This window comes from Brevundimonas sp. T2-11, from assembly GCF_055397675.1.
Window position 1 is genome coordinate 2,488,418 of the sequence record NZ_AP027920.1, and the last position, 16,163, is coordinate 2,504,580.

18 protein-coding genes are annotated in these 16,163 nt (G+C 68.2%); 12 read left to right on the forward strand and 6 right to left on the reverse strand.

Translation table 11 applies throughout. From position 1 onward, the window contains the following. Positions 1-174: 174 nt before the first annotated feature. Both cysK and ACZ5XO_RS12175 read right to left on the reverse strand, forming a co-directional pair. The gene (gene cysK, locus ACZ5XO_RS12170) at positions 175-1,155 is read right to left on the reverse strand and encodes a cysteine synthase A (protein WP_464162602.1); all 981 of its coding nucleotides are present in this window, start codon (positions 1,153-1,155) and stop codon (positions 175-177) included. 104 nt (positions 1,156-1,259) lie between these two features. Continuing rightward, entirely contained in the window at positions 1,260-1,748 is a 489-nt protein-coding gene (locus ACZ5XO_RS12175; protein ID WP_464162603.1) for an Lrp/AsnC family transcriptional regulator, read from the reverse strand. Positions 1,749-1,835: 87 nt separating this feature from the next. On the opposite strand from ACZ5XO_RS12175, the gene ACZ5XO_RS12180 reads away from it, so the two are divergent. Then, positions 1,836-2,747, forward strand: a complete 912-nt coding sequence (locus ACZ5XO_RS12180; RefSeq protein ID WP_464162604.1) for an EamA family transporter — start codon at positions 1,836-1,838, stop codon at positions 2,745-2,747. Between the two features lie 131 nt (positions 2,748-2,878). On the opposite strand, the gene ACZ5XO_RS12185 is transcribed toward ACZ5XO_RS12180, so the two are convergent. Beyond that, on the reverse strand, positions 2,879-4,294 hold the full coding sequence (locus ACZ5XO_RS12185; RefSeq protein WP_464162605.1) for a methyl-accepting chemotaxis protein: 1,416 nt from the start codon (positions 4,292-4,294) through the stop codon (positions 2,879-2,881). 221 nt (positions 4,295-4,515) lie between these two features. On the opposite strand from ACZ5XO_RS12185, the gene fliI reads away from it, so the two are divergent. From fliI to ACZ5XO_RS12200, 3 genes are all read left to right on the forward strand, one after another. Beyond that, positions 4,516-5,859, forward strand: coding sequence for a flagellar protein export ATPase FliI (gene fliI / locus ACZ5XO_RS12190; protein WP_464162606.1), 1,344 nt, complete (start codon positions 4,516-4,518; stop codon positions 5,857-5,859). Positions 5,860-5,915: 56 nt separating this feature from the next. Beyond that, positions 5,916-6,329 (forward strand): flagellar export protein FliJ, encoded by a 414-nt coding sequence (locus tag ACZ5XO_RS12195; RefSeq protein WP_464162607.1) that lies wholly within the window; start codon positions 5,916-5,918, stop codon positions 6,327-6,329. A 165-nt stretch (positions 6,330-6,494) separates the two neighbouring features. Continuing rightward, positions 6,495-7,562, forward strand: a complete 1,068-nt coding sequence (locus ACZ5XO_RS12200) for an endo-1,4-beta-xylanase (protein WP_464162608.1) — start codon at positions 6,495-6,497, stop codon at positions 7,560-7,562. 85 nt (positions 7,563-7,647) lie between these two features. Here the strand turns inward: ACZ5XO_RS12200 and ctrA are convergent, their stop codons facing one another. Next, positions 7,648-8,349: a response regulator transcription factor CtrA gene (ctrA, locus tag ACZ5XO_RS12205; RefSeq protein WP_207825828.1), complete on the reverse strand. Its 702-nt coding sequence runs from the start codon at positions 8,347-8,349 to the stop codon at positions 7,648-7,650. 371 nt (positions 8,350-8,720) lie between these two features. Between ctrA and ACZ5XO_RS12210 the strand changes: the two genes are divergently transcribed. The 3 genes from ACZ5XO_RS12210 to ACZ5XO_RS12220 all read left to right on the forward strand — a co-directional run bounded on the left by ACZ5XO_RS12210 (position 8,721) and on the right by ACZ5XO_RS12220 (position 10,385). After that, entirely contained in the window at positions 8,721-9,107 is a 387-nt protein-coding gene (locus ACZ5XO_RS12210) for a chromosomal replication initiator DnaA (protein WP_464162609.1), read from the forward strand. Further along, positions 9,104-9,841, forward strand: a complete 738-nt coding sequence (locus ACZ5XO_RS12215) for a DUF6456 domain-containing protein (protein ID WP_464162610.1) — start codon at positions 9,104-9,106, stop codon at positions 9,839-9,841. Before ACZ5XO_RS12210 ends, ACZ5XO_RS12215 begins: the two co-directional genes overlap by 4 nt. A 322-nt stretch (positions 9,842-10,163) precedes the next feature. Beyond that, a complete protein-coding gene (locus ACZ5XO_RS12220; protein WP_464162611.1) occupies positions 10,164-10,385 on the forward strand; it encodes a hypothetical protein in 222 nt (73 codons plus the stop codon). 33 nt (positions 10,386-10,418) lie between these two features. Here ACZ5XO_RS12220 and ACZ5XO_RS12225 read toward each other — a convergent pair whose 3' ends face one another. After that, entirely contained in the window at positions 10,419-11,258 is an 840-nt protein-coding gene (locus ACZ5XO_RS12225; protein WP_464162612.1) for a hypothetical protein, read from the reverse strand. Between the two features lie 92 nt (positions 11,259-11,350). Between ACZ5XO_RS12225 and ACZ5XO_RS12230 the strand changes: the two genes are divergently transcribed. The 3 genes from ACZ5XO_RS12230 to ACZ5XO_RS12240 all read left to right on the forward strand — a co-directional run bounded on the left by ACZ5XO_RS12230 (position 11,351) and on the right by ACZ5XO_RS12240 (position 13,984). Beyond that, positions 11,351-11,683 (forward strand): DUF1491 family protein, encoded by a 333-nt coding sequence (locus ACZ5XO_RS12230; RefSeq protein WP_464162613.1) that lies wholly within the window; start codon positions 11,351-11,353, stop codon positions 11,681-11,683. A gap of 304 nt (positions 11,684-11,987) precedes the next feature. Next, positions 11,988-12,368, forward strand: a complete 381-nt coding sequence (locus tag ACZ5XO_RS12235) for a hypothetical protein (RefSeq protein ID WP_312782548.1) — start codon at positions 11,988-11,990, stop codon at positions 12,366-12,368. A gap of 80 nt (positions 12,369-12,448) precedes the next feature. Continuing rightward, entirely contained in the window at positions 12,449-13,984 is a 1,536-nt protein-coding gene (locus ACZ5XO_RS12240) for a tetratricopeptide repeat protein (protein WP_464162614.1), read from the forward strand. Here the strand turns inward: ACZ5XO_RS12240 and ACZ5XO_RS12245 are convergent. After that, a complete protein-coding gene (locus ACZ5XO_RS12245) occupies positions 13,981-14,118 on the reverse strand; it encodes a hypothetical protein (protein ID WP_464162615.1) in 138 nt (45 codons plus the stop codon). The two genes, ACZ5XO_RS12240 and ACZ5XO_RS12245, sit on opposite strands and share 4 nt — an antisense overlap. A 145-nt stretch (positions 14,119-14,263) precedes the next feature. Here ACZ5XO_RS12245 and ACZ5XO_RS12250 point away from each other — a divergent pair, with 145 nt between their 5' ends. Beyond that, a complete protein-coding gene (locus ACZ5XO_RS12250; RefSeq protein ID WP_464162616.1) occupies positions 14,264-15,910 on the forward strand; it encodes a peptide chain release factor 3 in 1,647 nt (548 codons plus the stop codon). Between the two features lie 41 nt (positions 15,911-15,951). Next, positions 15,952-16,146 (forward strand): hypothetical protein, encoded by a 195-nt coding sequence (locus ACZ5XO_RS12255; protein ID WP_464162617.1) that lies wholly within the window; start codon positions 15,952-15,954, stop codon positions 16,144-16,146. The last annotated feature ends 17 nt before the right edge of the window (positions 16,147-16,163 follow it).

Here is a 16,163-nt window from a genome sequence, read left to right on the forward strand (position 1 = left end):
GCAACCGTCTTTCCTCCCCATTCCATGGGAGGTGGCGCGGCGGCGCAGCCGACGTGACGGAGGGGCGGCGCAGCGGTGAATGCCTGAGGCGCCAACAGAGGACAGGGCGGCAGCGCCCCCTCCACCACTTCGTGGTCCCCCTCCCCATGGAATGGGGAGGAAAACGGAAGCCGCCTACAGCCCCTCGAACAGGGCCGTGGAGAGGTAACGCTCGGCGAAGTCGGGCAGGACGACGACGATGGTCTTGCCCGCGTTCTCGTCCAGAGCCGCCTGACGGAAGGCGGCGACCAGGGCCGCGCCCGAGCTGATGCCCACCGGCACGCCGTCGGTGCGCGCCACGCGGCGGGCCATGTCGAAGGCGTCTTCGTTGGACACCTGCTCGACGCCGTCGATCACGCCGGTGTCGATGACCGGCGGAATGAAGCCCGCGCCGATGCCCTGGATCTTGTGCGGGCCGGGCGCGCCGCCCGACAGGACCGGCGAGGCGGTCGGCTCGACGGCGATCATCTTCACCGAGGCTTTCTTCAGCTTCAGGGCATGGCCGACGCCGGTGATGGTGCCGCCGGTGCCGACGCCCGAAATGACGATGTCCACCGCGCCCGCCGTATCGGCCCAGATTTCTTCCGCCGTGGTGACCTCGTGGATGGCCGGGTTGGCCGGGTTCTCGAACTGCGAGGGGGTGACGGCGCCGGGCGTGCGGGCCAGCAGGTCCTGAGCCATGCCGATCGCGCCCTTCATGCCCTGTTCGGCCGGGGTCAGCACCAGTTCAGCGCCGAGAAGCGCCAGCATCTTGCGGCGCTCGATCGACATGCTCTCGGGCATGACCAGGATCAGCTTGTAACCCTTGGAGGCCGCGACGAAGGCCAGGGCGATGCCCGTATTGCCCGAGGTCGGCTCGATCAGGGTCGCGCCCGGCTTGATCTTGCCGGCCTGTTCCAGGGCCTCGATCATGGCCACGCCGATGCGGTCCTTGACCGAGTTGATCGGGTTGAAGAACTCGAGCTTGGCCAGCACGGTCGCCCTGGGCGCCAACTCCTTCGTCAGGTTGGGCAGACGCACCAGGGGGGTGTCGCCGATGGTGTCGACGATGCTGTCATAGACCCGGCCGCGTCCGGCCTTGGTGTGGCGGCTGGCGTCGTAAGCGGTGTCGGACATGGGGAGCGCTCCGTAGCGGCGAGTTCAGCTTAAGTGACAGCCCTTATACGCGTCAGGCAAGATCATGCCGCACAGGAATTCTGCGCGCCGGTTAAGCCTGGCTATCAGGGCCGGCGCGCCAACCCCCGCCGCGCCGGGTCGAAGGGCAAGACCTCGCGGATCGAGATCAGGGTCTTGAAGGCCCGCACCCGCGCGTCGTCGTTCAGCACCTCGCGGGTGAAGACCTCATAGGCCTCCATGGTCGGCACGCGGACATAGAGGACGAAGTCGGTCTCGCCGGTCACATACCAGGCGGCCTGGACCTCGGGCCGGGCGGTCAGGCTCTCGATCAGGGCGTCCAGCACGGCGGTGCCCTCGCGCTCCATCTCGACCAGGACATGCATGGTCAGGGCGCGCTCCAGCCGGCCCTCGTCGATCACCGCGACGTCGGCGACAATCACGCCCTCGTCGCGCAGGCGCCGCAGGCGCCGCGACACCGCCGATTCCGACAGCCCCACCTTTTCCGCCAGCACCCGCGCCGGCTGCAGGTTGTCGCGCCGCACCAGGTCCAGCAACCGACGGTCGAAGCCATCAAGGACGAACGTTTCCTGCATCCCAATTCACTCTGACGCTGTTTTCTTGCATTCTATCAGCAGATTTCAGCGAGAAACACAGACGGCTTTTCACTAGGTTCCCGGCCGATGTCCTCCCCGACCCTTCACCTGAATTCGCCGCGCCTTTCGGCCGCCCTGCCCTATCTCGCCCTGGTCGGCGGGATGGTGTCGCTGGCGGTCGGCACCTCCTTCGCCAAGGGCCTGTTCCCCCTGGTCGGCGCCGAGGGAACGGCGGCCTTGCGCGTCGGCCTGTCGGCCCTGTTCCTCGTCGCTGTCTGGCGGCCGTGGCGTTTCCGCCTGGCGCGCGCCGACGCCGGGCGGGTGCTGCTGTACGGCCTGGTTCTGGGCCTGATGAACCTCAGCTTCTATATGGCCCTGCGGACCATTCCCCTGGGTCTGGCCATCGCCATCGAGTTCAGCGGCCCGCTGACCCTCGCCCTGATCCATTCGCGCAAACCGGTGCATTTCGCCCTGGTCGGCCTGGCGGTCGCCGGTCTGGCCATGCTGCTGCCGATCTGGAGCGGGGTCGAGGGCCTGGACCCCGTCGGCGTCGGCTACGCCGCCTTCGCCGGCCTGTGCTGGGCGCTTTACATCGTCTTCGGCAAGCGTCTGTCGCACATGCACGCGGGTCAGTCAGTGGCCCTGGGCATGAGCACGGCCGCCCTGGGCATCCTGCCCTTCGGCGTCTCGACAGCGGGCGCGGCGCTTCTGGCCCCCTCGGTCCTCTTGTTGGGTCTCGGCGTCGCCCTGGTGTCGAGCGCCCTGCCCTATTCGCTGGAGATGATCGCGCTGCGCCATATCCCCAAGCGCACCTTCGGCGTCCTGCTCAGCGTCGAGCCGGCCATCGGCGCCATGGCGGGCATGGTGCTGCTGCATGAACAGCTCAGCCCGATGCAATGGCTGGCCATCGGCTGCATCATCGCCGCGTCGATCGGCGCGGTGCTGACGGCGCCCAGAGGTCAGGGCCAGGCCCTGGCCGAACCCGGCGCGCCAGCCTGACGGCCCGACGATCGTGAAGACCCTGATCGCCTGCCTGCGCACGCCCGTCGGCAACCTCGCCGTCGGCCTGATCTTCGGCCTGATCCTCGCCGTCGTGATGCGGCTGGCGATCCAGCGCGTCTTCTAGAGGGTCAGGCGACCGCGGCGCGCAGCCACGACCGTTGATCCTCCAGGGCGGGCGGCGTCCCGGCCTGTCCGGTGCGGAAGCGTCCGACCAGCCGCGCCAGACCCTCCGCCTCGGTCTTGAGGCTGAGCGCCGCCGCCGTGCTCTGCTCGACCATGGCCGCATTCTGCTGGGTGACCTGATCCATCTGGTTCACCGCCGCATTGACCTGGCTGAGACCCGAGGACTGTTCCTGGGACGAGGCGGCGATCTCGGCCACCAGGGCATCCATCTCGCTGACCTTGCCGACGATGGCGTGCAGCGAGGCGCCGGCCTCGCCCACCAGCCTGACGCCCTGCGCCACCTCGGCGGCGGACGCCGAAATCAGGGTCTTGATCTCCTTGGCCGCTTCGGCCGAACGCTGAGCCAGAGCCCGCACTTCCGAGGCGACCACGGCGAAGCCGCGCCCGCTGTCCCCCGCCCGCGCCGCCTCGACCCCCGCGTTCAGGGCCAGAAGGTTGGTCTGGAAGGCGATCTCGTCGATGACGCCGATGATGTCGCTGATCTGGTCCGAGCTCTTGCGGATGCCGTCCATGGCGGCGACCGCCTCGCGCACCACCTCGCCCGAGCGATCGGCCTGGCCCCGCGCTTCGCCCGCCACGGCGGCGGCCTGACGGGCGCCCTCGGCGCTGCGCTTCACCGTGGCGGTGATCTCGTCCAGGGCGGCGGCGGTCTCTTCCAGCGAGGCCGCCTGCTGTTCGGTGCGGCGAGACAGGTCGTCCGAGGCGCTGGAGATTTCATCCGAGCCGCCGCGCAGCCCCGCCACCGAGTGCAGCACCTGGGCCAGGGTCTGTCCCAGGCATTCGACGGCGTTGTTGAAGTCGTCCTTCACCCGGCCGTGGGCGCCGCTCATCTCGCGCTCGATGCGGGCCGTCAGGTCGCCGTCCGACAGACGCGCCAGACTGCCGGCCAGGGCCTCGACCAGGGCGGTCTGCGCCGCCTCGGCGCTCAGGCGGTCGGCCTCGCGGCGGGCGAACGCCTGTTCCGCCTCGGTGATGTCCACCGCCAGCTTGATGACCTTGCTGGGCCGCCCGTCCGGCCCCATGACCGGGTTGTAGCTGGCCTGCAGCCAGACCTCGCGCCCGCCCTTGGCCAGACGGCGGAACTTGGCGGCCACGAAGCGCCCGTCGTTCAGGTCGCGCCAGAAGGCGGCGTAGGCCGGGCTGGCCGCCTCCTCCGGATCCATGAAGGTGCGGTGATGCTGGCCCCGGATTTCATCCAGAGAATAGCCCATGGTCTTCAGCAGGTTGTCGTTGGCGTCCAGGATGCACCCGTCCAGATCGAACTCGATCAGGGCCTGGGACCGGCCGATCGCGGCCATCTTGCTGTCGAGATCATGGAGCTTCTGCTCCTCCACACGATTCTGACGACCCTTGCCGAACATCCAGTCTGCTCCCCAGCGAAAGACTTGAGTGATGACGCGCCACAGGGCCGAAATGTAAAATCTGAAACCTTAGTTTTCCTGCGGTGCAGCATAAGGGCCTTCCCGTAGCCCGGCTTCACCGCTCGTTAACCACGATGGCCCATTCGTTAACGGATGCATTTTTGTGGGCTGCGGTCAGAAGGCTCCGCCTTCTCGATCCGACGCAGCCTGAGGGGCCCCGCTTGCGTAATCTCGTCGCCGCCGTCGAAGCGATCGACCCGCTGGTCGTCACCGGCAAGGTGGCGGGCGTCAGCGGCCTGCTGATCGAATCCCGCGGCGGCCTGTCGCGACTGGCGGTCGGCGCCCGCGCCGAGATCGAGCGGCGCGGCCAGCCCCCCCTGCCCGCCGAGGTCGTCGGCTTCCGCGACGCCAAGGCCCTGCTGATGCCCTTCGGTCCGGTCGAGGGCGTGGCCCCCGGCGCCGACATCCGCATCATCGACACGGCCGCCAGCGTGCGCCCGACGACCGCCTGGCTGGGGCGCATCATCGACGCCTTCGGCCAGCCCATCGACGGCCTGGGCCCCCTGCCGCAAGGCCCGGCGCCCTATCCCCTGCGCGCCTCGCCGCCGCCGGCCCATTCGCGCGGCCGGGTGGGCGAGCGGCTGGATCTGGGCGTGCGCTCGATGGACGTCTTCACCACCACCTGCCGGGGTCAGCGCCTGGGCATCTTCGCCGGTTCGGGCGTGGGCAAGTCGGTGCTGCTGTCCATGCTGGCCAAGCAGGCCACCTGCGACGTCGTGGTCGTCGGCCTGATCGGCGAGCGGGGCCGCGAGGTCCGCGAGTTCATCGAGGAGACCCTGGGCGAAGAGGGCCTGCGCCGCGCCGTCGTCGTGGTCGCCACCTCGGACGAGCCGGCGCTGAAACGGCGCCAGTCGGCCTATATGACGCTCGCCGTCTCCGAATACTTCCGCGATCAGGGGCTGGAAGTCCTGTGCCTGATGGACAGCGTCACCCGCTTCGCCATGGCCCAGCGCGAGATCGGTCTGGCCGCGGGCGAGCCGCCGACGACCAAGGGCTATACGCCGACCGTCTTCACCGAACTGCCCAAGCTGCTGGAGCGCGCCGGCCCCGGTCCGATCCGCCCCGACGGCACCGAGGCCGGGCCGATCACCGCCCTGTTCACCGTCCTGGTGGACGGCGGCGACCATGACGAACCCATCGCCGACGCCGTGCGCGGTATCCTGGACGGCCACATCGTCATGGACCGCAAGATCGCCGAACGCGGCCGCTTCCCCGCCATCGACGTGCTGAAGTCGGTCAGCCGGACCCTGCCCGGCTGTCAGACCCCGCCCGAGCGTGAACTGAACCGCCGCGCCCGCCAGTGCCTGTCGGCCTACGCCAACATGGAAGAGCTGATCAAGATCGGCGCCTATCGCACCGGAGCCGACCCCATCGTCGACCGCGCCATCGCCCTGAACCCCGCGCTCGAGGACTTCCTCGGTCAGGACAAGGACGACCACACCAGTCTGGACGAGAGCTTCGTGCGGCTGGAGGCCATCCTGAACCAGGGGATGGCCGCCCCCTAGGGCCTTCGCCGACCGTCGTTCCAAAGTATTAACCCCCGCAACCGCATCGTGACGCCATGACCGCCTGGGCCCAATCCCTGATCCGCATCTCTAACTACGAGGTCGAGACGCTGCAGAAGCGTCTGGCCGAGGTCGCGGCTCGCAAGGCCGAGGCCGAGATGCGCGTCGCCGTCCTGGACGCCGAGGTCGAGATCGAGCGCCAGAACGCTCGTCTGGATCCCGCTTCGGGCATGATGCTGCAGGCCTATCTGAAGGGCTGGGCGCTGAAACGCGCCGACGCTGAAGGCGTGGTCGCCGCCGTCTCCGCCGAGGAGGAAGGCGCCCGCGACGCCCTGACCAGCGCCTTCGAGGAGCTGAAGAAGTTCGAGCACGTCGCCGAGACCACCCGTCTGAACAGGCTGATCGCCGCCGCCAAGCGCGAAACCGCCGCCTTCGACGAAATGGGCCTGAGGCGCCGTGCGGGGGGTTAACCGCCTTTCCTCCCCATTTCATGGGGAGGTGGCGCGGGCGCGCAGCGGCCGTGACGGAGGGGGCGACGCCGCCCTATCCTCATCGCATTTCAACGCCAACCGTCGCGCCGCCCCCTCCACCGCTTCGCGGTCCCCCTCCCCACGCGTGGGGAGGAGAGCGGTCCGATGATCGACCGCCGCGCCTTCCTCGCCGCCCCCGTCGCCCTGGCGGCCTGCGGTCCCGGCGAGGCCGCCGTCCTTCCCAGCGGCCCGGTGCGCCCGCTGAAGTCCCTCGTCCCCTTCCCCGTCGGCACGGTCTGCATGACCGGCCAGCTGTCGGATCAGGCCTGGTTCCGCCTGGTGTCGGAGCACTTCTCCCAGCTCACGCCCGAGTGGGAGATGAAGATGGAGTACATCCTCCAGGACGACGGCTCGCTGCGCTTCGACGCGCCTGACCGCATTGCATACTTCGCCCGCGACCTGGGCCTGCGCCTCTTCGGCCACGCCCTGATCTGGTACGCGCAGGACCATCCCTGGTTCAAAGCCCTGACCGGCGACCGCGCCCGCTTCGCCGCCGAGTACGACCGCTATATCGCCGCCGTCGCCGGGCGCTGGCGTAGCCAGGTCGTCGGCTGGGACGTGGTCAACGAGCCGGTGACCCACGACGGCAAGGCCCTGCGCGACTGCGTCTGGAGCGAGGGCCTGGGCGGAACCGACGCCTACATCATCCGCGCCTTCGAACAGGCGAAGGCGGCCGCGCCCGAGGCGGTGCTCTTCCTCAACGACTACGACCTTGAGAACAATCCGGTAAAGGGCGCCACCTATCTGCGGCTGGTCGAGCGGCTGCTGAAGGCCGGAGCCCCGGTCACCGGCCTGGGCACGCAGAGCCACCTCGACATCGACATCCCGAGGGGTCAGAGCGCCGCCTTCATCCGCGAACTGGCCCAGTTCGGTCTGCCCGTTCACGTGGCCGAACTGGACGCCTCGCTGCGCACCGGCAACCGCCTGTTCGACCTGAAGCCTCGTCGCCAAAGGATCGAGCAGCAGACGGCCCGCGTCGCCGAACTGGCCGAGGCCTTCATGGCCCTGCCCCGCGCCCAGCAGTTCGCCTTCACCGTCTGGGGCGTGCGCGACACCGACAGCTGGCTGCGCCGCGGCTCCGAGGACGACGGCAAGGACAGCCCCCTGCTGTTCGACGCAGGCGGGCGGGCCAATCCCATGTTCCACGCGGTCGCGTCTTCCTTCTCTCCTTGAGGGAGAAGGCCAAGAAAACAAAACGCCCGCCGGTTTCCCGGCGGGCGCTTCAATATCCAACCTGAGTGGAGGCTCAGGCCGTCATTCAGGCGGCGACGTTGATCGCGCCTTCCGACGGGTCGCGCAGAACATAGCCGCGGCCCCAGACGGTTTCGATGTAGTGCTTGCCGCCGGCGGCCGTCGCCAGCTTCTTGCGCAGCTTGCAGATGAAGACATCGATGATCTTCAGCTCGGGCTCGTCCATGCCGCCGTACAGGTGGTTCAGGAACATTTCCTTGGTCAGGGTCGTGCCCTTGCGCAGCGAGAGCAGCTCCAGCATCTGGTATTCCTTGCCGGTCAGATGCACGCGGTGACCGTCCACCTCGACCGTCTTGGCGTCCAGGTTCACGGCGATCTCGCCGGTGTGGATGATGGCCTGGGCGTGACCCTTGGAGCGACGGACCACGGCGTGGGTGCGCGCGATCAGCTCGTCCTTGTGGAAGGGCTTGGTCAGATAGTCGTCGGCGCCGCCGCCGAAGGTCTTGACCTTGGTCTCGATCTCGTGGCTGCCCGAGAGGATCATCACCGGGGTATTGATCTTGCCGACGCGCAGCTGACGCAGAACCTCGAGGCCGCTCATGTCGGGAAGGTTCAGGTCCAGCAGAATGAGGTCGTAGTCATAGATCTTGCCCAGATCGATGCCTTCTTCACCCAGGTCGGTCGTATAGACATTGAAGCCTTCCGACTTGAGCATCAGTTCGATGCTCTGGGCCGTGGCGTGATCGTCTTCAATCAGCAGGACGCGCATTCATGCCCCTCCAGGCAAAGCTTTGGTTCGGCCGCCAAGGGAGCGACGGCCAGGTAACCTTGTTCCAACGTTAACGGGTCAAAACCTTAAGAAGGGTTAACGGGTCCCGATATGGAACGCCTAAGGTGATTTGCGAATCGCCGTCCAGAGTCCGGAGTCAAGGATTCGTTAATTTATTAACCATGTGGCGCGTCTTGCCCCCTTGACGCGCGCATCATCCCCCGCCGCGCATCCATTTGCTCCACAGCCGATCCCGCGCCGGACAAGGCGAAGCGACCGATTCTGACGTTCGTTAGGACAAGATTCCTAACCCACCCCTCGGCCTACTGCACGATGGGAGAACAAACGAGCGTTCGGGAGCAACTGACGACATGGAATCCTATCGGGCCGAGCCCTATCGCGTGCCGGTGACGGAGGGCGACCGCATCCGCGCCGACGCGGCCCTGCATCTGGCGGCCTACGCCTTCGGGGTGCCCGCGAGCGAGATGCTGCGGCGCGAGCGGACCCGTCCACGCGCCTGCCGCGCCCGCTGGTCGGCCATGTATCTGGCCCATGTCTCCTATGGCTGGCCGCTGGAGCGGGTCGGCCACGCCTTCGGCCTGAACCGGGCCACGGCCTCGACCGCCTGCCGCTGGGCCGAGGACGCGCGCGACGACGACCGCTACGACGCGGTGATGGACGGCCTGGAGGCGGGCCTGCGCGCCGTCTCTGAACTGCCCGCCGTCGACCTGGCCCTCGCCCTGGGAGCCGCCCGATGAGCCTGCCCCGGAAGCGTATGCTGGAACGCGCCCGGTCCCTGCTGGACCGGCCCGGCGCCTGGCTGGACCAATCGGGCGAAGCCTATCCCTTGAGGCTGGGCGGCGACCGGCGCGGGCGGGTGGTGCTGACCCTGGACGAGGCGGCGTTTCGCGCCCTGGTCGAACGGCCGGGCCTGAGGCGGCGCGACGGCGGCGGCTGGCTGCCCCGCCCGACGCCCGCGGCCAACGCCTCCCTGTCGCCCAAGCCGCCGCCGGGCCGCCCCGGCCTGATCGAGGGCGAACGCCCGGTCATGGAGGCCGACGGGCGCATGACCCTGCGCCGCGCCAATCTGGGCGAAAGCCCCGTCGCCTGGCTGGCCCGGCGCAAGGACGCCTCGGGCCGCCCCTGGTTGACCCCCGCCGAGGTCGTCGCCGGAGAACGCCTGCGGGCGGACGGCGAGATCGCCCTCAGCGGCCCGTCCCTGACCATGCGCTGGGACGCCCTGCCCCGCTCGGGATCGGGCGGCGGCTCAGCCGGGATGGAGCCGGGCGACCGCGCCCTGGCGGCTTCGGCTCGCGTTGAAGCGGCCCTGACCGCCTGCGGTTCGCGCCTTCGCGCCATGGTCGAGCGCGTCTGCATACACGGCGCGTCGCTGCAACTGGCCGAGCAGGACCTGTCCCTGCGTCGCCGACAGGGCAAGACCCTGCTGAAGCACGGCCTTCAGGCCCTGGCGGAGCACTATGGTCTCGGCTGAAGAAAAGCCCGCCCCGGGATCACCGGGGCGGGCCAAGGTCGAGGGATCACACGATCCGTCGACGCGCCCTGCAGGTCAGACGCGTCCGGCCGGTACGATCAGGGCCTTTCCGGGAACCCCATCGCATCGCCATGAAGTCCACCAATTTACTCAAATGTCAATACATCTGGTCCCCGCCCCCAAGGCGCTCATGACTGACGCTTCCGAGACGGCGCGGCGCAGATCGACCAGGCCCCGTCCCGAACACGCCGTCCGCAATCACCTGTTGAGAACCCGGGACGCCCTCTCGACGGGGTCCGCGAACCACCCTTTAGAGCGGCCCATGAAACGACTGACGCCGCTTGAACACGCCCGCGCCAAGGGCAAGATCATCGCCATGAGCACCTCGGATCGCGGCCCCGAAGCCCGCGCCCGGATGATCGCCTGGCTGGAGCAACGCCCGAGCGACGGCTGGTTCTACGCCAGCGGCGACAACTTCTATTTCAGCGCGGCGGTAGACGCCAACGCCTTCAAGCAGCGCCTGATCGCCGAAATGGCGACCTGACCTCGGCGGGCTTCGACGGCGTCCAACAACAGCCTAGATCGCGCCCATCGCCAGGAAGGCGCGAGCGGCGGCGAAATCGCCGGCTTCGAAGCGGGCCTCGGCCACGCTGTCGTCGCGGAAGAGAAATTCGATGACGAAGGTCTCGCGCGGGTCCAACTGGGCCAGGGCGTCGAGCGTCCCCGCCGGGAAGGTCCAGATTTCGCCCTGACGCGCGCCTTCGCTCAGAAGGCCGACAGGCGCTGATCGGGCCGAGGCGGCGAAGAAGACCTGCCGCGCGGATTCAGGCGGCAAGCCGCCGCCGGTCAGCCAGACCCGGGGCGCCTGCCGGCGGTCGCGCATCGCCAGTCGCGCCGCATAGGGCCGGGGCCGCCCGACGAAGGAGACCACCGCCGCCGGCGTCGTCGCCGTCGGCCCGGTTCCCGCCAGACCAAAGCGCACGGGCGAGCCGCCGGTGGCGGTGTCCTGCACCAGACGCCAGCCCGTTTCCCGGCTTTCATAGCGGTCGCCGCGCCAGACGGCGCGGTCGCCAGGGAAACTCATCCGCGCCGCGCGCGACCAGCCGGCGAAGCCCGCCTCGACCCGCGCCCGCACCCGGCCCAGATCACTGTCGTCGCAAGAGGTGCGCGAGGCCCTGGATCGGGCCCGCGCCGCCGCCGCCGTCAGGTCGCCCGCAGGCGCGCCCGCCCGTAGCGCCGCATTGCGCGCCTGCAAGGCCGCGGCGTCCAGAGCGATGATCAGTTGAGGTTCGAACAGGTCGCACTTCTGATGCGCGGCCAGCATGAAGACACGATCGTAGAAGGCGTCGGTCACCGCCGCACGCGCCGCGCCGCCCGGCGCCGCCAGCATCGCCAGCAGGGCCGTCGCGGCCAGCATTCTGCTAGCGGATCGGGGGGAAAGGCCTATCCTCATGCGTCCGACTTTAGAGCCGCAAGGTTCCGGTCCCGTGTCCAATCAGGGTTAGCGAATTGCTTCTTTCCACCGACGTCTGGGCCGGCGCCCTGATCCGCCGCGCCGAACTGGAAGGCGCCTACGCCACCGTGGTGAAAAAGGGCGACGCGCGCGGCGGGGCCGTGATCGTCAAGGCCTACAACACCGCAGACCGCACGGCCCGCCTCTACACGGAGGCGACCGGCCAGGACGGCGAGCCCCTGTGGATTCAGCCCGTCGTCAGCGAAAGCGAGAGCGAACTGGACGCCTATATCGAACGCCAGCGCCGCTACGACCCCGACCTCTGGGTCGTGGAGATCGAGGACCGGCAGGGTCGGCACTTCCTGACGGAGAAGGTGCAGGAGGAATAGAGCGCGCCCGTCTTCCTCCCCATTCCATGGGGAGGTGGCGCGGCGCCGAAGGCGACGTGACGGAGGGGGCGGCGGCGCCCTGTCCAAGTTTGCGTTTCAAATTGCCGCCGTCGCGTCGCCCCCTCCACCGCTACGCGGTCCCCTCCCCACAAGTGGGGAGGAAAGAAGCGGCAGCGCGAAGCGCGATAGGCCCAAGAATAATGGTAACCGTCCTGTTCACCGCGTTCGTGAACGGGACCGCAAGCGAGACGGTCGTAAACCGGTCTCATCGGGCCAGAAGGGCCTGGGTAGCGGTGGACGGCCCATGCTGTTTCTCTTGAACGACGTCGTCTTCGATCTGGACGAGGCCTGCCCGGCCCCGAGCCATGACGTGCGACGCTTCGAGAAGCTGGACTTCGACTATGTGCTGGAGATGGGCTGCGACCTGTTCGCCGAGGACCCGATGCTGCACCGGAACGATCCGGCCCGCGCCCGGCGTCTGGCCTGGCTGATCGCGCACAAGACCGAGGGCGTGAACGCCGCCCTGTTCGCCGCCCCCGACGCCGGCTGCGCGCCCGAACTGGTCGAGCCGCGCTTCTGCGCCCTGCCAGAAATGATCATGCGCCAGCTTCAGGCCCGCGCCGCCCACGGCCGCCTGAGCGCCGTCGCCGCCGACAAGGCCGTCTGGGGCCGGCTGGCGGCCTGACCGCGACGCCGGCTTTTCCCCTTCTTTTACATCGCGCCGTTTGCTAAGCCCCGCCTGCCGGTACGGCGGGGGAACTCAGTATGCTTTTCAAACAGATAGTAGCGATCGTAACGACCTCGATCCTGGCCCTGGCCGCACCGGCCCACGCCGAATGGCGCAAGGCGGAGAGCGATCGTTTCATCGTCTACAGCGACGTCGGCGAGCGCCAGCTGCGCGATTTCGTGCAGAATCTGGAATCCTACGATCGCGTGCTTCGGTTCCGCATGGGACTGCCCGGCGACACCCCCACCCTGCGCAAGCTGCCGATCTATCTGGTGGGGTCGTCAGCGGAGCTGGCCCGCGTTCGCCCCGGCGCATCCGCCACCCTGGCCGGTTTCTATCACAGCTCGAGCGAAGACATCTTCGGCGTCGCCATCCGCGACCGGAGCGTCGACACCCTGAAGCACGAGTATGCGCATCACTTCATGATGCACAACTTCTCCTACGCCTATCCGGGCTGGTTCGTGGAAGGCTTCGCGGAATACTACGCCACGGTCGAGATCAAGCCTGATCGCTTCACCGTCGGACGGTTCAACGAGAACCGCGCCTCGTGGCTGATGAGCGCGCCGTGGATGGAGATGTCGGACCTGCTGTCGCGCCGCCCCCAGGAACGCGTGGCCAATCAGGAGACCTATTATCCGCTGGCCTGGCTGCTGACCCACTGGTTCATGAGCGACCCCGAACGGCAGAAGATGCTGTCGGCCTATCTTCTGGACGTCGGCGCCGGCGGTGATTCCGTCGAGGCGATGGAACGCGCGACCGGCATGACCATGATCCGCCTGCGCGACACCTTGCGCCGCTACACCACGGGGACCCTGTCCTTCCAGATCGTGACGGCGACCATTCCCACCGCGCAGATGACGATCACGTCCCTGCCCGCCTCCGCCGACGACCTGCTGCTGCTGAACCAGAGGCTGAAGCTCGGCGTGCCGCAGGCGATGCGCGCCGCCACGGCGGCCGAGGTGCGCCGCATGGCCGCCCGCCACCCCGATGATCCTCTGGCCCTTCTCGCCCTGGGTCACGCCGAGCTGCATTTCGGCGATCCCGCCGCCGCCGAGGCGCCGCTGCAGCGTCTGCTGGCGCTGGAGCCCGATCATGTCGAAGCCCTGCAATACCTGGCCCGCGCCCGGATGGAGGCGATGGAAAACACCACGGACCCGGCCGAAATCGACAGACTGACGGCCGAGGCGCGCGGCTTCCTGGTTCGGGCCCATCGCCAGGATGATCTGAACTACATCACCCTGATGCTGGCCGCGCGCAATCGCCGGAACGGGCCCGGCTATCCGAACGACAACGACGTCGCGGTTCTGGAACAGGCTTTCGCCCTGGCGCCGCAACTGAGCGAGGCGCGTTTCGACCTGGCCCAGGCCCTGATCACGCAGAACCGCAACCCGGAAGCCATCGCCCTTCTGGAGCCCCTGGCCAACCATCCGCACAACAGTTCATCCGCCGCACGAGCCCTGCTGGCCAAGGCGCGCGGTGAAGCACCGGCCGAAGACGTCGACGATGAAGCGGCGGCCGTCGACACGCCCGACGACGACCCCGCGGTCCGAACGGATCAGGCCCTGAACTTCTAGATCAGGCCGAACAGGATATGTACGCCCGTCGCCAACAGGGCGATCAGGGCGAAACCCGCCACTAGACAGATTGCGGGGTGGATCTCCCTTTCGCTACGCGCGGGCGGGACCTTGCCCGGATGCACCAGAGCCATGTCGTTTCCTTTCCCTTGCGGCGTCGATCTCATGGACCGGCGTCTCACAGAAACGAGCATGCCCCTAAAAGCCCCGCTTCGCGAAGGGTCTTTCACGGCATCGTGACAATCGACTTTCGGCGCTGCGCGCTGTAGGTCCCGCGCCATGTCGAAACTGACCCTGCCCGAAGAAGCTGCGCGCCGTCGCACCTTCGCCATCATCGCCCACCCGGACGCCGGCAAGACCACCCTGACCGAGCACATCCTGCTGGCGGGCGGCGCCGTGCGCGCGGCCGGGGCGGTCAAGGCGCGAGGCGACAACCGGCGCGCGCGCTCGGACTGGATGAAGATCGAGAAGGAGCGGGGCATCTCGGTCACCGCCTCGGTCATGACGTTCGAGCACGACGGCAAGATGTTCAACCTGCTGGACACGCCGGGCCACGAGGACTTCTCGGAAGACACCTATCGCACCCTGACCGCCGCCGACTGCGCCATCATGGTGCTGGACGCCGCCAAGGGCATCGAGCCGCAGACGTTGAAGCTGTTCGAGGTCTGCCGCCTGCGCGACATCCCGATCATCACCTTCATCAACAAGCTGGACCGCGAAGCCCAGGACCCCATGGCCCTGCTGGACGAGATCGCCAACCGGCTGCAGCTGGACCCTTCGCCCATCTGGTGGCCCGCCGAGAGCGGCAACCGCCTGCGCGGCATGGTCCAGGTCGGCGGCGACGGCCGCTTCCAGCCCTATACGCGCAAGATCGCCGGCTCGGACGCCGACGCCGAACACCCCGCTCCCCTTCCCCTGGGCGAGGCGGCGCAATATTTCGAAGGTTCGGAACAGGCCGACCTGACCGACGCCCTGGAGCTGGTCGAGGCCGGCTACAAGCCCTTCGACCGTCAGGCCTTCCTGGAAGGCCACATGACGCCCGTGCTGTGGGGCTCGGCCCTGCGCCACTTCGGCATCGAGGAGCTGCTGAAGGCCATCGGCGAATGGGCGCCGCCGCCCAAGGTCATGAAGGCCCGCAAGGAGGCCCCGCCCGAGACCCGCAACGCCCCGACGCCGGAAGACATCACGGTCGAGCCGGGCAAGGATGAAGTCACCGGCTTCGTCTTCAAGGTCCAGGCCAATATGGACCCCAACCACCGCGACCGCATCGCCATGTTCCGCATGGCCTCGGGCAGCTTCAAGCGCGGCATGAAGCTGAAGGTGCAGAACACCGGCAAGCAGCTCAGCGTCAACGCCCCCATCATGTTCTTCGCCTCGGACCGCGAACTGGCCGAGGACGCCTTCGCCGGCGACGTGATCGGCATCCCCAACCACGGGGTGCTGCGCGTCGGCGACAGCCTGTCGGAAAGCGGCCTGATCCGTTTCGCCGGCCTGCCCAACTTCGCCCCGGAAATCCTGCAGCGCGTCCGCGTCAAGGACCCGCTGAAGGCCAAGCACCTGAAGAAGGCGCTGGAAGGCCTGGCCGAGGAAGGCGTGACCCAGCTGTTCCGCCCCGAACTGGGCTCGGACTTCATCGTCGGCGCCGTCGGCCAGCTGCAGTTCGAGGTCATGGCCGACCGTCTGGGCGAGGAATACAACCTCGACGTCGTCTTCGAGCCCTCGCCCTACGCCGAGGCCCGTTGGGTCGCCCCGGCCGGGGACGGAACCAGGGCCGATCTGGAAGACTTCTCGAGCAAGTACCGCCCGCAGATGGCCGTCGACATCGACCAGAACCCGGTCTTCCTGGCCAAGTCGGCCTGGGAAACGGGCTATGTCGCCGAACGTTTCCCCAAGATCAGCCTGACCAAGACCAAGGAGCGGGGCTGACCGCCCTTGCATAAAGGGCCATGGGCGGGTTCCATCCGTTCATGGCTGTTCAATATCGAAGCAATCTGGTCCTCGGCATCTGCGGTGTCGCCCTGAGCGGCAACATCACCATCGTCATCTGGCGGCTGAGCCAGGGCCCAGACACGCCGCTCGCCTGGATGTTCGTGGCGACGCACGCCCTGATCGCGCTCGCCATGGCCTTCATCCTGCGGCGCCACTGGCGTCTGCCCGCCTGACGACAAGGGCTGCGGAC

What these genes read in the sequence shown, in the direction of transcription:
- ACZ5XO_RS12250 (WP_464162616.1), top strand. Translation starts at nt 14,264, where the DNA reads ATGTCGAAACTGACCCTGCCCGAAGAAGCTGCGCGCCGTCGCACCTTC.
- ACZ5XO_RS12210 (WP_464162609.1), top strand. Translation starts at nt 8,721, where the DNA reads ATGGAATCCTATCGGGCCGAGCCCTATCGCGTGCCGGTGACGGAGGGC.
- ACZ5XO_RS12185 (WP_464162605.1), bottom strand. Translation starts at nt 4,294, where the DNA reads ATGTTCGGCAAGGGTCGTCAGAATCGTGTGGAGGAGCAGAAGCTCCAT.
- ACZ5XO_RS12215 (WP_464162610.1), top strand. Translation starts at nt 9,104, where the DNA reads ATGAGCCTGCCCCGGAAGCGTATGCTGGAACGCGCCCGGTCCCTGCTG.
- ACZ5XO_RS12225 (WP_464162612.1), bottom strand. Translation starts at nt 11,258, where the DNA reads ATGCTGGCCGCGACGGCCCTGCTGGCGATGCTGGCGGCGCCGGGCGGC.
- cysK (WP_464162602.1), bottom strand. Translation starts at nt 1,155, where the DNA reads ATGTCCGACACCGCTTACGACGCCAGCCGCCACACCAAGGCCGGACGC.
- ACZ5XO_RS12180 (WP_464162604.1), top strand. Translation starts at nt 1,836, where the DNA reads ATGTCCTCCCCGACCCTTCACCTGAATTCGCCGCGCCTTTCGGCCGCC.
- ACZ5XO_RS12195 (WP_464162607.1), top strand. Translation starts at nt 5,916, where the DNA reads ATGACCGCCTGGGCCCAATCCCTGATCCGCATCTCTAACTACGAGGTC.
- ACZ5XO_RS12175 (WP_464162603.1), bottom strand. Translation starts at nt 1,748, where the DNA reads ATGCAGGAAACGTTCGTCCTTGATGGCTTCGACCGTCGGTTGCTGGAC.
- ACZ5XO_RS12235 (WP_312782548.1), top strand. Translation starts at nt 11,988, where the DNA reads ATGCTGTTTCTCTTGAACGACGTCGTCTTCGATCTGGACGAGGCCTGC.
- ACZ5XO_RS12240 (WP_464162614.1), top strand. Translation starts at nt 12,449, where the DNA reads ATGCTTTTCAAACAGATAGTAGCGATCGTAACGACCTCGATCCTGGCC.
- ACZ5XO_RS12200 (WP_464162608.1), top strand. Translation starts at nt 6,495, where the DNA reads ATGATCGACCGCCGCGCCTTCCTCGCCGCCCCCGTCGCCCTGGCGGCC.
- ACZ5XO_RS12245 (WP_464162615.1), bottom strand. Translation starts at nt 14,118, where the DNA reads ATGGCTCTGGTGCATCCGGGCAAGGTCCCGCCCGCGCGTAGCGAAAGG.
- ctrA (WP_207825828.1), bottom strand. Translation starts at nt 8,349, where the DNA reads ATGCGCGTCCTGCTGATTGAAGACGATCACGCCACGGCCCAGAGCATC.
- ACZ5XO_RS12220 (WP_464162611.1), top strand. Translation starts at nt 10,164, where the DNA reads ATGAAACGACTGACGCCGCTTGAACACGCCCGCGCCAAGGGCAAGATC.
- ACZ5XO_RS12255 (WP_464162617.1), top strand. Translation starts at nt 15,952, where the DNA reads ATGGCTGTTCAATATCGAAGCAATCTGGTCCTCGGCATCTGCGGTGTC.